This is a genomic window from Arthrobacter sp. LAR12-1-1.1, assembly GCF_040676555.1.
GTDB lineage: Bacteria > Actinomycetota > Actinomycetes > Actinomycetales > Micrococcaceae > Arthrobacter.
Window position 1 is genome coordinate 173,389 of sequence record NZ_JBEGIG010000012.1, and the last position, 14,397, is coordinate 187,785.

Genomic DNA, 14,397 nt, shown 5'->3' on the forward strand with positions numbered 1-14,397 from the left:
ATGCATGACTGATACAGCTCTAGCCGGAGCGTCCACGGACGAGGCTGCCGCCGGCCGCACCAAACGCCCCTCCCGTCCGGCCGCAAAGCCGCACGGGCAGTGGAAAGTGGACGGCACCACGCCGCTGAACGCCAACGAAACCTGGAAACAGGAAGACAACGGCCTCAACGTCCGCGAGCGTATCGAGTCCGTCTACTCCAAGCACGGCTTCGACTCGATCGACGGCACCGACCTGCACGGCCGGTTCCGCTGGTGGGGCCTGTACACCCAGCGCAAGCCCGGGATCGACGGCGGCAAGACCGCCACGCTTGAGCCGCACGAACTCGAAGACAAATACTTCATGCTGCGGGTGAGGATCGACGGCGGTGCGCTCACCACCGAGCAGCTGCGCGTCATCGGCCAGATCTCCGTGGACTTCGCCCGCGACTCGGCCGACCTCACGGACCGCCAGAACATCCAGCTGCACTGGATCCGGGTGGAAGACATGCCCGAGATCTGGCGCCGGCTCGAGGGCGTGGGGCTGTCCACCACGGAAGCCTGCGGCGACGTCCCCCGCGTCATCCTTGGCTCCCCGGTTGCGGGCATCGCCAAGGACGAGATCATCGACCCCACGCCGCTGATCCAGGAACTCGCCGAACGGTTCATCGGCGACCCGGAACTGGCCAACCTGCCGCGCAAATTCAAGACCGCCATCACAGGCCACCCCAGCCAGGACGTGGTGCATGAGATCAACGACGTCGCCCTGGTGGGCCTGGTCCACCCCGAGCTCGGCATCGGCTACGACCTCTGGGTAGGCGGCGCGCTCTCCACCAACCCCATGCTGGGCAAACGCCTCGGCGCCTTCGTCCGGCCGGACCAGGCCGCCGACGTGTGGCTCGGCGTCACCAGCATCTTCCGCGACTACGGCTACCGGCGCATGCGCACCAAGGCCCGCCTGAAGTTCCTGCTGGCCGACTGGGGACCGGTGAAGTTCCGCCAGGTCCTCGAGGACGAATACCTCGGCTACAAACTCGACGACGGCCCCGCGGCGCCCAAACCGTCCACGCCCGGTGACCACATCGGCGTGCACGAACAGAAGGACGGCAAGTTCTTCATCGGCGCCACCCCGCTGGCCGGCCGCCTCTCCGGCAGCCAGCTGGTCAAGCTCGCGGACACCCTCGAAGCCCGCGGCTCGCAGCGCCTGCGCACCACCCCGCACCAGAAGCTCGTGGTCCTCGACGTGCCCAAGGACGAGGTGGACCCGCTCGTCGCCGAACTCGACGCCCTGGGCCTGTCCGCCCGGCCGTCCGTGTTCCGGCGCGGCACCATCGCCTGCACCGGCATCGAGTTCTGCAAGCTCGCCATCGTGGAAACGAAGGTCACTGCGGCGACGGCGGTAGCCGAGCTGGAGCGCCGCCTGGCCGACCTCGCCGAGAGCAAGCAGCTGCCCCAGGCACTGTCCCTTCACATCAACGGCTGCCCCAACTCCTGCGCCCGGATCCAGACGGCGGACATCGGCCTCAAGGGCATGATGCTGCCGACGCCCGACGGCGACCCCACCCCGGGCTTCCAGGTCCACCTCGGCGGCGGGCTCGCGTCCGACAGCCGCGAGGAGGCAGGCCTCGGCCGCACCGTCCGCGGCCTCAAGGTCACGGCCGGGGAGCTGCCCGACTACGTGGAACGCGTGGTCCGGAAGTTCGTCGCGGACCGCTCCGAGGACCAAAGCTTCGCCGAGTGGGCGTTCGCCGCGGAGGAGGGTGATCTCCAGTGACCGTTGCACTCCGCACCCACGACGAGCTCAAGGCCCTTGCCGAGGCCGGCGCCGCCGAGCTCGGCTGGGACGCCCCGGCCCGCGATGTCATCGCCTGGGTGGCCCGCAATTTCGAGCTGCCGATGGTCGCCGTCGCCTGCTCCATGGCGGACGCGGTCCTGCCGGCGCTGGTCGCGGACGAGCTCCCCGGCGTCGACGTCCTGTTCCTGGAGACCGGCTACCACTTCCCGGAGACGCACGCGACCCGCGACGAGGTGGCGGCCAACCTGCGCGTCAACGTCGTGGACGTGCTGCCGGAGAACACCGTGGAGCAGCAGGACCGGCTCCTGGGCAAGGACCTGTTCGCCCGCGACCCCGCGCAGTGCTGCGCCCTGCGCAAGGTGGCGCCCCTGCGCCGCACCCTCGCCGGCTACGAGCTCTGGTTCACCGGAGTCCGCCGCGACGAGGCCCCCACCCGCACCATTACGCCGCTGATCACCTGGGACGAGGCCAATGGCCTGGTCAAGGTCAACCCGGTGGCGGCCTGGACTTTCGACCAGCTGGTGCAGTACTCCGACGACAACCTTCTTCCCGTCAACCCGCTGCTTTCACAGGGCTACCCGTCCATTGGCTGCCAGCCTTGCACCCGCAAGGTGGCGCCCGGCGACGACCCCCGCGCCGGACGCTGGGCAGGAACCGACAAGACAGAATGCGGACTACACGTATGAGCACTTTCCTGACTGAGGAGCCCACACAGGTGACCGACGCTCCCGTTTCCACGCGCCTCTCCAGCCTCGACACGCTCGAATCCGAGGCCATCCACATCATCCGCGAAGTGGTTGCCGAGTTCGAGAAGCCTGCGCTGCTGTTCTCCGGCGGCAAGGATTCCGTGGTGATGCTGCACCTGGCCACCAAGGCCTTTTGGCCCGGCAAGGTGCCCTTCCCGGTGCTGCACGTGGACACCGGCCACAACTTTCCCGAGGTCATCGACTTCCGCGACCGCACCGTGGAACGGCTGGGCCTGAAACTCGTTGTAGGCTCCGTCCAGGAGTTCATCGACTCCGGCGAACTGGCCGAGCGCGCCGACGGCACCCGCAACCCGCTGCAGACCGTCCCGCTGCTGGATGCGATCCAGCGCAACAAGTTCGACGCCGTCTTCGGCGGCGGCCGCCGGGACGAGGACAAGGCCCGGGCCAAGGAACGGATCCTGAGCCTGCGCGACGAGTTCGGCCAGTGGGACCCCCGCAACCAGCGGCCCGAGCTGTGGAACCTCTACAACGGCCGGCACACCGTGGGCCAGCACGTCCGGGCCTTCCCGATCAGCAACTGGACCGAACTGGATGTGTGGCGCTACATCGAGCGCGAGAACATCGAACTGCCGGGCCTGTACTACGCCCACGACCGCGAAGTCTTTGCCCGCGACGGCATGTGGCGCGCAGTTGGCGAGGTCTCCCAGCCGCGCGAACACGAGGAAGTCATCACCAAGACCGTCCGCTACCGGACCGTCGGCGACATGTCCTGCACCGGCGCCGTGGAATCGGCTGCCGCCACCGTGCGCGACGTCGTCATTGAAGTTGCCGCCTCCACCATCACCGAACGTGGCGCCACCCGGGCCGATGACCGCATCTCCGAGGCCGCCATGGAAGACCGCAAGAAGGACGGCTATTTCTAATGAGCACGGAAACGTTTCTCCCGGGCCCGGACCTCGTTGCCGCGGCGCTGCCCACCACGCTGTTCCGCTTCGCCACCGCAGGCTCCGTCGATGACGGCAAGTCCACGCTGGTGGGCCGGCTCCTGCACGACTCGAAGGCGATCCTCGCCGACCAGCTCGACGCCGTCGCCCGCACCTCCGCGGACCGCGGGTTCGGCGGCGAAAAGGGCGGGATCGATCTCGCGCTGCTGACTGACGGCCTCCGCGCGGAGCGCGAGCAGGGCATCACCATCGACGTCGCCTACCGCTACTTCGCCACGGACCGCCGCAGCTTCATCCTCGCGGACTGCCCCGGGCACGTGCAGTACACCAAGAACACGGTGACCGGCGCGTCCACCGCGGACGCCGTCGTCGTGCTCATCGACGCCCGCAAGGGTGTCCTGGAGCAGACCCGCCGGCACCTGTCGGTGCTGCAACTGCTGCGCGTGGCCCACGTGATCGTCGCCGTGAACAAGATCGACCTCGTGGATTTCAGCGAGGACGTGTTCCGCGAGATCGAGGCGGACGTCCAGCAGGTCGGGCGCGAGCTCGGGCTCGGTTCCGACGGCGTTGCTGACCTCCGGGTCGTCCCCGTGTCCGCCCTCGACGGCGACAACGTGGTTGATTCCTCGGAGCGCACCCCGTGGTACGACGGCCCCGCGCTGCTGGAAGTCCTGGAGACACTGCCGGCGGCCGACGAACTCGAAAGCCACCTGGAGAGCTTCCGTTTCCCGGTCCAGCTGGTGGTCCGGCCGCAGGGCGCACTGGCTCCCGACGCCGTGGCCGGCGGCCTCGATCCGGAGGCGTACCGCGACTACCGTGCCTACGCCGGCCAAATCACCGAAGGCTCGGTCAAGGTGGGGGACCAGGTCAGTATCCTGACCCCGGGCCAGGCCCCGCGCACCACCACCATCACCGGGATCGACTTCGCCGGCCGCGAGCTCGCCGAGGCGGCCGCCCCGCAGTCCGTGGCCCTGCGCCTGGCCGATGAGTTCGACGTCGCCCGCGGTGACACGATCGCGGCGGCGGGGACGGTACGTGAAGCCTCGGCCGACCTCTACGCTGCCCTTTGCTGGCTCTCGCCCAAGCCGCTCCGTGAAGGGGCCAAAGTGCTGGTCAAGCATGGCACCCGCACGGTCCAGGCCCTGGTCCGGAACGTGACGGGCAAGCTGGACCTCGCCAGCTTCGGTCTGGAGCCGACATCCACCCTGGAGCTGAACGACATCGGGCACGCGCAGCTTCGGCTCGCTGCCCCGCTTCCGCTGGAAAACTACCTGCACCACCGCCGCACCGGGGCGTTCCTGGTGATCGACCCGCTCGACGGCAACACCCTCGCCGCGGGCCTGGTCAACGACCACCCCGGCGACCACGAGGACGAGCGCTACTCGATCTAGGCCTGCTCGAACTGGCTGAAAGCATCCCGACACTCTCGCGAGTCGCCGGAAACGCGCGAGGTCGCCGTAAACTTACGGCGTCCTCGCGCGTTTCCCGCGAATTCGCCGCTTTGGCCCTTGCCACCCGGCCGGCGGACGATGATCATCGTCATGGAGGGGTGCCGTGGAAGTCATCAACAGCCGGCTCATCAGCTGGGCGTCGATCCTGGATGACAAGACCCGCGAGCAGGCGCTGGCCACAGCTGAGCTGCCCATCATCTACCCGCATCTGGCGCTGATGCCGGACGCCCACCTGGGCCTGGGCGCCACAGTGGGATCCGTCATACCCACCCTTGGTGCGGTTATCCCGGCCGCCGTGGGCGTCGACATCGGCTGCGGCATGATTGCCGTCCGCACGCAGTACTCCCTCAAAGACCTGCCCAAGGACCGGAAACGCCTGCGGGAGGGTATTGAGCACGCCATTCCGCTGTCCGCCGGCAAATGCAACCGCAGGATCACCGTCACCGCCGAACCGCGGCTGGCTGAGTTGCGGCGAATGGCAACGACAGCGGGCTTCGAACCCGCCCAGTACGCCGCGAACTGGAAACTGCAGCTGGGATCGCTGGGATCGGGCAACCATTTCATCGAGGTGTGCGCGGATGAGACGGACGCCGTGTGGCTGTTCCTGCACTCAGGCTCCCGCGGCGTGGGCAACAAGATCGCGCAACGGCACATTGCCCGGGCCCGGAGCGGGGCCAGGATGAGGAACGCCGTCCTGCCGCATCCTGCCCTGGCCTACCTCGAGGAGGGAACTCCCGAATTCGAGCGCTACATCAGGGAACTCCGCTGGGCCCAGCACTTCGCACTGCTGAATCGTGAGGAGATGATGGACCGCGTCGTCCGGCAGTTTGAATCATGGACAGGCGGCCGTGTCCGGGAGACCGAACGGATCAACTGCCACCACAACTTCACCGCGCAGGAGAAGCATTACGGCAAATCCGTCTGGGTCTCGCGCAAGGGGGCGATCAGGGCCGAAGCGGGGGACGCAGGGCTCATCCCCGGCTCCATGGGCACGGCGTCCTACGTCGTTGTCGGGCTGGGGAACCCCGTGTCCCTGAACTCATCGCCGCACGGCGCCGGGAGGGAATACTCGAGGACCGCCGCGAAGAGAACGTTTTCGCTGGCCGAGCTAAAGGCCGCCATGCGGGGCATCGAATTCCGCCCCAGCGAGGCATTCGTAGACGAGATCCCGGCGGCGTACAAACCCATCGACCAGGTGATGCGCGACTCCGCCGACCTCGTCAAGATACGGCACAAGCTGCGGCAGCTCGTCAACGTTAAAGGCGATTGACGAGCTCCAGAGCCCGGATGGCGGCCCCCGATCTTTTGGGGCCGAATGTGACGCTGCGTGAACCCGCGTGACCCCCGGTTTCCGGGCCGTTGAACCGCCAATATGACACTCCCTATGGTGAATGAATGAAGACAACGGAACGGTTTCCCGGCCTCCCCCGCAGGGACTTCCAGGGGCGATGTCGCCGGCGCTGACCACCCAGCCCGGCCTTTCCACACACCCCAGAACAGGACTTCACCCATGTCACGCACCCCCGAAAACCCCGAGCCCGGTACGCAGCCCGGCACCACCCGGATTGTCGCTGGCGAGACCGGCAAACCCAAACGCAAGCGCACCCTTGAGATCGCCCTCGTCGCGGGGCTCGTGCTCCTGATCGGCGCCGGCGCAGCCGTGGCATCCTCGCTGTCCCGCAGCCCGGAAACCGCCCCGGCCGCGGCCGTTTCGGACGCCGGCCCGGCCGCCGAACTCAGGCTCGGCTACTTCGGCAACATCACCCACGCCCCGGCCCTGGTGGGTGTCAACAAGGGGTTCATCGCCAAGGACCTCGGCCAGACCAAGCTCAGCACCCAGGTCTTCAACGCCGGCCCCGCCGCGATCGAGGCCCTCAACGCCGGCGCCATTGACGCCACCTACATCGGCCCCAACCCGGCCATCAACTCCTATGTCAAGAGCAACGGCGAATCGATCAGCATCATCGCCGGGGCCACGGCCGGCGGAGCGCAACTGGTGGTCAAGCCCGGTATCAACTCGGCCGCCGAACTCAAGGGCAAGACGCTCGCGTCCCCGCAGCTCGGCGGCACCCAGGACGTGGCGCTCCGGGCCTGGCTCGGCAAGCAGGGGTTCAAGACCTCCACGGACGGCAGCGGCGACGTCGCGATCAACCCGACCGAGAACGCCCAGACCCTCAAACTGTTCCAGGACGGCAAGCTCGACGGCGCGTGGCTGCCGGAGCCCTGGGCCTCCCGCCTGGTGCTCCAGGCCGGCGCGAAGGTCCTGGTCGATGAGAAGGACCTGTGGGAGAAGGGCGAGTTCGTCACCACCGTCCTGATCGTCAACAAGAAGTTCGCGGCCGAGCACCCGGCCACCGTGCAGGCGCTCCTGAAGGGCCATGTTGAATCCGTGGACTGGCTCAACGCGGCGCCCGCCGCCGAGAAAGCCACGGTCCTCAACGACGGACTCAAGGCAGCCGCCGGCAAGGGGCTGCCGGCCGACGTCATCGACCGGTCCCTGAAGAACATCGTCTTCACCACCGACCCGCTCGCAGGGACGTACAAGAAACTGCTGCAGGACGGCGTCGACGCCGGCACCACCAAGCAGGCCGACATCAACGGCATCTTCGACCTCACAGCGCTCAACAGTGTCTTGGGCGAGAGCACGGCCGGCACGAAGATCTCTGCCGAAGGGCTCGGCAAGGACTAGCTCCTTGGCCTCCAGCCATCCGCCACAACAGTAAGGACCAGACCATGCCAGTCGTACTGGAAAACCTGGGCAAGCGCTTCGGCGACGGCGCCCCGGTACTGGACGACGTCAACGCCACCATCGAGCAGGGCGAGTTCGTCGCCCTGCTCGGTGCCTCCGGCTGCGGCAAGTCCACCCTGCTCAACATCATGGCGGGACTGGAGGCCCCGACGTCGGGCGCCCTCGAAGTGCCCAGCGACGGCGCCGCCTTCATGTTCCAGGACGCGGCACTGTTTCCCTGGCTGACCGCGCGGGAGAACATCGAGCTGGCCCTAAAGCTGCGCGGTGTCGGGAAAGCCGACCGCAGGGTCCGGGCGGGGGAGCTGCTGGACCTGGTGCACCTGGGCGGTGCGGGGGACAAGCGGCCCCACGAACTTTCCGGCGGCATGCGCCAGCGCGTGTCCCTGGCCCGGTCGCTGGCCCAGGACCGGCAGCTGCTCCTCATGGACGAGCCGTTCGCGGCCCTGGACGCGATTACGCGGGACCTCCTCCATGACGAGCTCGAACGCATCTGGAAGGAAACCGGCCGGACAATCGTCTTCGTCACGCACAACGTCCGCGAGGCCGTCCGGCTTGGCCAGCGCGTGCTGCTGCTTTCCTCCCGGCCCGGCCGCGTGGTGCGCGAATGGCACGTCAGCGAAGAACACCGCACCGACGCCGGACTGGCCGGCCAGCTCACCGGCGAAATCACCGCCCGGCTACGCGAGGAGATCCGCCGCCATGCCAAGTAACCAACTTCCCGTAGCGGAAGCCCCGACCGAGACCCGCAAGGTCCACGCCGCCCTGACCCGTTCCTCCAGCGGCAAGGAAGATCTGCGCGAGCTCGAGGCGGGCCTCGATTCCCTGCAGTCCGACTCCATCCGCAAGGCCCGCATCGACTGGAGCCGGATCCTGCTGCCGGTGGCTGCGCTCGCAGTGCTGGTCATCCTCTGGCAGTTGTACGTGTCGCTGGGCTTCAAGCGGCGCGACATCGTGCCCGGCCCGCTGGATGTCATCGGCCAGATCGGCACCCTGTGGGGCGAGGGCAAGCTGCAGGAGGCCGTCTGGACCTCGCTGCAGCGCGGCGTCGTGGGCTTCCTGATCAGCGTGGTCATCGCGACCCCAGTGGGGCTCCTGCTCGCCCAGGTGGCACCGCTGCGCCGCGCGTTCGGGCCACTGATCTCCGGGCTGCAGGTCCTGCCGTCGGTTGCCTGGGTGCCGGCAGCCATCCTCTGGTTCGGCCTCACCGACGCCACGGTGTATTTCGTTGTCTTCATGGGTGCCATTCCCTCGATCATCAACGGCCTGATCTCCGGTGTGGACCAGATTCCGCCGCAGTACCGCAGCGTCGGAAAGGTCCTGGGTGCGTCCCGGCTCCAGTTGGCCCTGCAGATCATCCTGCCGGCGGCCCTGCCCGGGTACCTCGGCGGCCTCAAGCAGGGCTGGGCGTTCTCCTGGCGCTCGCTGATGGCAGCGGAAATCATCGCCGTGGGCGGCACCATCGGCTTTGGCCTGGGCTCCATGCTGGACCAGGGCCGCGTCCTGTCCGACATGACCATCGTCATGTCCGCCATCCTGCTGATCCTCGCGGTGGGCATCCTGATCGAACTGCTCGTGTTCGCCCCGATTGAAAAGCGGCTGCTCCGGCGCAGGGGACTGCTTGCCGGAAGCACCCGCTAAAGCACCTCAGCAATGCCAAACAAACAACGAAAGCCCGACGGCGATACTGGCCGTCGGGCTTTCCGCTGTCCGTTTGTCAGCCCCGCGTCAGCGTGCCGCACCCCTGGACCTCGAAGCCCTGGGCCGAAGATGGGATCGTCACGATGGTCCGGGCCGGACCGAAGTAGTTCTCGATAGTCTCGCCAAAGCTGCTGCCAAAGCCGCTTAGGGTCGCCCAGTAGCAGGAGTCGCCGGCGCCGTATCCGTAGTACGTTCCAGGCAGGATGTCGATGCCGACGCGGTAAGTGCCATCGGTTGTGATTCGAGTGGACTTGGCCCCGTTGGAAGGAACGGTCGTCCACGAGCCGCAGCCGTCGGTGCTGAATCCGACGTCTCCCGTAAGGATCTGGACGTATGTCCGGGCCGTTCCAAAGTAGTTGGCATTGATCTGACTCAGGCTGCCGGAGAAGCCGCTGAGCCTTTCCCAGTAGCATCCGCTGCCGGTCCCCGTCGCCTTGTACAGACCGGGCTTGATCTGCGTTCCGACACGGTATGTGCCGTCACCAGCAAGTACCGTCACAGCCCAGACAGGCAGTTTCAGTGCCGGACTCATGGTGACCCGCGTATCCCGGTAGATCAGACTGGCGGACACGCGGACCGTGATGGAGCGGCCGTTGTCCGCGGCAGTGATGCCGTAGGTGCGGTAGCGCGCGCCGGAGATCGCGGCGCCGTCACGGTACCACTGGTAGGAATAGGCCGACGGCGTCGGTGCGTAGGTGCCGGCGTTGGCTGTCAGGGTCGATCCAAGGGACAGTGCTCCGGTGATCTTGGGGGCCGACATCAACGTGATCACGGCCTTGCCCACCGTGATGGCTGGAGTGGTGGCCGAGCGGGTCATGTATCCCGCCTTGGAGACTGTCACCTTTACATTCACCCGGGCGCCGATGTAGCCGCTGTTAAGGTACAGAGCGTAACCGGTCCCGCCGCTGACCGCGACGCCGTTCCGGTACCACTGGTACCGGATGGTTGAACCGGCAGTCCAACCCTGGGAAACCTTCACCGTCTGTCCAAGGCGGTGGGTTCCGATCACCGTCAGCGACGTGGTGGCCGCGATGGTCCCGGCAGCAATCGTGCGGGCCTCGGAGTAGCGGTCTAGCGTTGTGTAGCCGGGCTTGGCTGCACGCACCCTGACCTTGAGCGTCTTACCGTATTCGAGTGCAGTGGTGGTGTAGGTGCGGCTGGCTGCGCCAACGATGGCCGCCGTGCCGCGGTACCACTGGTAGGACAGCGTGGCACCGGTCGGCGCCCACGTGCCTGCATTGGCCGTCTGCAGCTGGCCCACCTTGGCGATACCGGTGACTGTCGGTACCGGTGCGCTTAGCGACAGCGCCTGCCCGACGACGGGTTTGCCGGCTACGGCGTTGCTCCAGTTGACCCCCACGACGGTTCCCGGGCTAACCGCTGCCGGCGTGGTAGCCGTTTCCATCGGCAGCGCCTGTGCTGCCGGAGCCATTAGAAGACCGGCGAGCAGTGCGGTGCTCCCGGCCGCGGCTACTGCCCTGGTCAGACGGCCAAGGCGCGTCCGAATAAGGACGTTTTCGTGCAGAGACAACGAAGTCCCCTTCCCCCAAGTTGAGACTGACCGGAGAGTCCGGCCGGAGTAAATTGTATGGCTCATCACGCCGGGTAAGTGTGTGGGGTCTTGCGGGAACACAAAATACTGGACGGCGATACTCGCCGCCGGGCTTCTGCTGTCGCCGGCGGACCATTGTTCCGCCGAAACCGCGGGCCTACACTCACGCCTATAGGCCGGGTTGCGGCCCATTCCAAGACTGTTCTTACGACTGATTCCAAGGAGGTCGCTGTGGCAGCAAAATTTGGCGTGCTGGCCCTGGTCGAAGCCAAAGCCGGGAAGGAACAGGATGTCTGGGACTTCCTGAACGGGGGCCGCGAGATCGTGCTCAACGAGCCCGGAACGCGTACCTGGTACGCCTTCCGGGTCAATGAGAACACCTTCGGCATTTTCGACACCTTCGATACCGAGGAGGACCGGCAGGCCCACCTGGGCGGTGCCATCCCCGCCGCCCTCGGCGAACACGGTCCCGCCATGCTCGCCAAGGATCCGGACATCAAGCTGATCGAACTCATCGCCGTGAAATAGGGGCGCCGCCGGCCGCCGCAGATCAGGAGCGGCGATTGCCACAATGTGACGCGGCATTACCTTGCGTGAACTGGTGTTTCCGTACCGTTGTTCCGCTCTGTGACGCCGCCCTATCGTCGATGCATGGCAATTCAGGACATTTACCCCACGGCGCTGCGCCTCCTCGGCCGCCCCGTGCTGGTGGTCGGCGCCGGACCGGTGGCCGCCCGGCGCACCAAGGGGCTGCTCGACGCCGGAGCCCGCGTCACCGTCGTGGCACCGGTCGCCTGCCCGGCCCTGGCTGAACTTGCCACCGCCGGCCTCCTGAACTGGGAGCCCCGCCCGTACCGGCCCGCCGACGTCGACGGCGTCTGGTTCGTCCAGACCGCCACCGGCGACGCCGCCGTGGACGCGCAGGTCTCGGCCGACGCCGAGGCGCAGCGCATCTGGTGCGTCAACGCCTCCGACCACGAAGCTTCCGCCGCCTGGACGCCCGCCGTCGCCGTGGTGGACGACGTCAAGATCGCCGTCAACGCCGGCGGAGACCCGCGCCGCGCCATGGCCCTGCGCGACGCCGTCGCCACCGCCCTGGACACCGGGGACCTGCCGCTGCGCCGGCACCGTGTGTCCGGCACAGGTGCAACCGCCGGATCAGTGGCCCTCGTGGGCGGCGGTCCCGGCGACACCGGACTCATCACCGTCCGCGGCCGCCGGCTCCTGGGCCAGGCCGACGTCGTGGTGGCGGACCGGCTCGGCCCGCGTGAACTCCTGGCCGAACTGGCCCCCGATGTCCGCGTGATCGAGGTCGGCAAGACCCCCGGCCACCATCCCGTGCCGCAGTCTGAGATCAACCGGATCCTGGTCGACGAAGCCGTGCAGGGCCACCGTGTGGTCCGGCTCAAGGGCGGCGACCCATACGTCCTGGGCCGCGGCGGAGAGGAAGCCGAATTCTGCCGGCAGCACGGCGTCGAGGTGGAAGTGGTTCCCGGCGTCACCTCGGCCATTTCCGTCCCGGCCGCAGCTGGCATCCCGGTCACACACCGCGGGCTCGCCAAAGGCTTCAGCGTGGTCACTGGCCACGAGGAACTCTCCGAAGTCCCGGCCCGGGCCGACCACACTGTGATCCTGCTCATGGGCGTGGGCCAGCTGCGCGATTCCGCAGCCTCCCTGGCCCGCGCCGGTTTGCCTCAGGGGACGCCTGTTGGCATCGTAGAGAATGGATACCTGCCGAACCAGCGGGTGACCATCGGAACTCTCGGGACCATCGCGGACCAGGCGGAGGCCGCCGGCGTCGCGAACCCCGCCGTGATCGTGATCGGCGACGTGGTCCGCGTCAGCCCGTTCGCGCCGTCGCACTTCAAGACCGCGGACTACAGCACCACCTCCCCGAATGCTGCCCGCACCACCAAGACCCGCGTACTGACCCCCTAACACCCGTCGATTGCTCCACAACTGCCGTTATCAAGCCTCAAAAGGGCAGTTGTGGAGCAACGGATGCAGAAGAAAAAGGAACACAGCCGTGTCAACGAACACCCCTGTAGGAACCGCCGCCCGACCGCTGCGCGTTGCCGTCGTCGGCTCCGGTCCCGCCGGCGTCTACGCCGCGGACATCCTGACCAAGAGCGAGGCCGTCAAGAGCGGCGAGCTCACCGTCAGCATCGACCTCTTCGACCGCTACCCGGCACCCTACGGCTTGATCCGCTACGGCGTGGCCCCCGACCACCCCCGCATCAAAGGCATCGTCAACGCCCTGCACAAGGTCCTGGACCGCGGCGACATCCGTTTCTTCGGCAACGTGGACTACGGCACGGACCTCTCCATCGAAGACCTCCGCACCCACTACGACGCCGTCATCTTCGCCACAGGCGCCATCAAGGACGCGGACCTCAACATCCCCGGCATCGAACTCGAGGGTTCCTACGGCGGCGCCGACTTCGTGTCCTGGTACGACGGCCACCCCGACGTGTCCCGCGAATGGCCGCTGGAGGCCAAGGAAATCGCCGTGATCGGCAACGGCAACGTGGCCCTGGACGTGGCTCGCATGCTCTCCAAGCACGCCGACGACCTCCTGGTCTCCGAAATCCCGGACAACGTCTACGCCGGGCTGAAGTCCTCGCCCGTCACGGATGTGCACGTGTTCGGCCGCCGCGGCCCGGCCCAGGTCAAGTTCACGCCCCTGGAGCTGCGCGAACTCTCCCACTCCAAGGACGTCGACATCATCCTCTACGCCGAGGACTTCGAGTTCGACGCCGAGTCGGACCGGCAGATCCAGAGCAACAACCAGACCAAAACCATGGTGGGCACGCTCACCAACTGGATCGCCGAACAGCCCGAGGACCTCTCCGAGCTCACGGCGTCCCGCCGGCTGCACCTGCACTTCCTGCACAGCCCGGTGGAGGTGTACGACGGCGCCGAGGCTCCCGGCCGCGTCGCCGGGATCAAGTTCGAGCGCACCGAACTGGACGGCACCGGCAACGCCCGCGGCACCGGCGAGTTTGTCGACTACCCGGTCCAGGCCGTGTACCGGGCAATCGGCTACTTCGGTTCCGCCCTCCCGGAGGTCGAGTTCGACCACAGCAAGGGCGTTGTCCCGAACGACGGCGGCCGCGTCCTGGACGCCGCCGGCACCCACGTCCCGGGAATCTACGCGACCGGCTGGATCAAGCGCGGACCGGTGGGACTGATCGGCCACACCAAGGGTGACGCCCTCGAAACCGTGACCTACCTGCTCGAGGACCGCGAAAACCTGCCCTTGGCCGCCACACCCGCCCCCGAGGCGATCGTGGAACTGCTGGCGGGCCGCGGCGTCGAGTACACCAGCTGGGAAGGCTGGCTGGCCCTGGACGAGCACGAGCGCGCCCTGGGCGAGAAGGCCACCGCAGCCGGCGAGTCGCACGGCGTCGCCGTCCAGCGCGAGCGCATCAAGGTGGTGCCCCGCGAGGACATGGTGGAGATCTCCCGCGGCGCCGCCGTCGAGGTCTAGCCTCAACGCAGAACAACGCAGAACAACGCAGAACA

The 14,397-nt window shown here is 67.5% G+C and carries 12 protein-coding genes; 11 read left to right on the forward strand and 1 reads right to left on the reverse strand.

What is annotated here, in order from left to right:
- The first annotated feature begins 4 nt into the window (after positions 1–4).
- The 8 genes from MRBLAR12_RS08850 (at position 5) to MRBLAR12_RS08885 (ending at position 9,260) form a co-directional block, all read left to right on the forward strand.
- A complete protein-coding gene (locus MRBLAR12_RS08850) occupies positions 5–1,750 on the forward strand; it encodes a nitrite/sulfite reductase (protein WP_364745297.1) in 1,746 nt (581 codons plus the stop codon).
- Positions 1,747–2,457: a phosphoadenylyl-sulfate reductase gene (locus tag MRBLAR12_RS08855; protein WP_364745300.1), complete on the forward strand. Its 711-nt coding sequence runs from the start codon at positions 1,747–1,749 to the stop codon at positions 2,455–2,457. Before MRBLAR12_RS08850 ends, MRBLAR12_RS08855 begins: the two co-directional genes overlap by 4 nt.
- Positions 2,454–3,401 carry a sulfate adenylyltransferase subunit CysD gene (gene cysD, locus MRBLAR12_RS08860; protein WP_229995877.1) on the forward strand — a complete coding sequence of 316 codons (948 nt, stop codon included), beginning with the start codon at positions 2,454–2,456 and terminating at the stop codon, positions 3,399–3,401. Before MRBLAR12_RS08855 ends, cysD begins: the two co-directional genes overlap by 4 nt.
- Positions 3,401–4,813 carry a sulfate adenylyltransferase subunit 1 gene (locus tag MRBLAR12_RS08865; protein WP_364745303.1) on the forward strand — a complete coding sequence of 471 codons (1,413 nt, stop codon included), beginning with the start codon at positions 3,401–3,403 and terminating at the stop codon, positions 4,811–4,813. The genes cysD and MRBLAR12_RS08865 overlap by 1 nt, the downstream gene beginning before the upstream one ends.
- A 163-nt stretch (positions 4,814–4,976) precedes the next feature.
- A complete protein-coding gene (locus MRBLAR12_RS08870) occupies positions 4,977–6,143 on the forward strand; it encodes an RtcB family protein (RefSeq protein ID WP_364745306.1) in 1,167 nt (388 codons plus the stop codon).
- Positions 6,144–6,383: 240 nt separating this feature from the next.
- Entirely contained in the window at positions 6,384–7,562 is a 1,179-nt protein-coding gene (locus MRBLAR12_RS08875) for an aliphatic sulfonate ABC transporter substrate-binding protein (protein WP_364745309.1), read from the forward strand.
- A gap of 44 nt (positions 7,563–7,606) precedes the next feature.
- Entirely contained in the window at positions 7,607–8,332 is a 726-nt protein-coding gene (locus MRBLAR12_RS08880; RefSeq protein WP_364745312.1) for an ABC transporter ATP-binding protein, read from the forward strand.
- Positions 8,322–9,260 (forward strand): ABC transporter permease, encoded by a 939-nt coding sequence (locus MRBLAR12_RS08885; RefSeq protein ID WP_364745315.1) that lies wholly within the window; start codon positions 8,322–8,324, stop codon positions 9,258–9,260. Before MRBLAR12_RS08880 ends, MRBLAR12_RS08885 begins: the two co-directional genes overlap by 11 nt.
- Positions 9,261–9,336: 76 nt before the next feature.
- Here the strand turns inward: MRBLAR12_RS08885 and MRBLAR12_RS08890 are convergent, their stop codons facing one another.
- On the reverse strand, positions 9,337–10,851 hold the full coding sequence (locus MRBLAR12_RS08890; protein ID WP_364745318.1) for a hypothetical protein: 1,515 nt from the start codon (positions 10,849–10,851) through the stop codon (positions 9,337–9,339).
- A gap of 252 nt (positions 10,852–11,103) precedes the next feature.
- Here MRBLAR12_RS08890 and MRBLAR12_RS08895 point away from each other — a divergent pair, with 252 nt between their 5' ends.
- The 3 genes from MRBLAR12_RS08895 (at position 11,104) to MRBLAR12_RS08905 (ending at position 14,362) form a co-directional block, all read left to right on the forward strand.
- Positions 11,104–11,400, forward strand: coding sequence for a putative quinol monooxygenase (locus tag MRBLAR12_RS08895; protein WP_229992420.1), 297 nt, complete (start codon positions 11,104–11,106; stop codon positions 11,398–11,400).
- 123 nt (positions 11,401–11,523) lie between these two features.
- Entirely contained in the window at positions 11,524–12,810 is a 1,287-nt protein-coding gene (gene cobA / locus MRBLAR12_RS08900) for a uroporphyrinogen-III C-methyltransferase (protein ID WP_364745321.1), read from the forward strand.
- Positions 12,811–12,898: 88 nt separating this feature from the next.
- Positions 12,899–14,362 carry an FAD-dependent oxidoreductase gene (locus MRBLAR12_RS08905; RefSeq protein WP_364745324.1) on the forward strand — a complete coding sequence of 488 codons (1,464 nt, stop codon included), beginning with the start codon at positions 12,899–12,901 and terminating at the stop codon, positions 14,360–14,362.
- Positions 14,363–14,397 lie beyond the last annotated feature (35 nt).

Coding starts and splice junctions, on each gene's coding strand:
- MRBLAR12_RS08865 (WP_364745303.1), top strand. CDS start 3,401: ATGAGCACGGAAACGTTTCTCCCGGGCCCGGACCTCGTTGCCGCGGCG.
- MRBLAR12_RS08850 (WP_364745297.1), top strand. CDS start 5: ATGACTGATACAGCTCTAGCCGGAGCGTCCACGGACGAGGCTGCCGCC.
- cysD (WP_229995877.1), top strand. CDS start 2,454: ATGAGCACTTTCCTGACTGAGGAGCCCACACAGGTGACCGACGCTCCC.
- MRBLAR12_RS08875 (WP_364745309.1), top strand. CDS start 6,384: ATGTCACGCACCCCCGAAAACCCCGAGCCCGGTACGCAGCCCGGCACC.
- MRBLAR12_RS08880 (WP_364745312.1), top strand. CDS start 7,607: ATGCCAGTCGTACTGGAAAACCTGGGCAAGCGCTTCGGCGACGGCGCC.
- cobA (WP_364745321.1), top strand. CDS start 11,524: ATGGCAATTCAGGACATTTACCCCACGGCGCTGCGCCTCCTCGGCCGC.
- MRBLAR12_RS08885 (WP_364745315.1), top strand. CDS start 8,322: ATGCCAAGTAACCAACTTCCCGTAGCGGAAGCCCCGACCGAGACCCGC.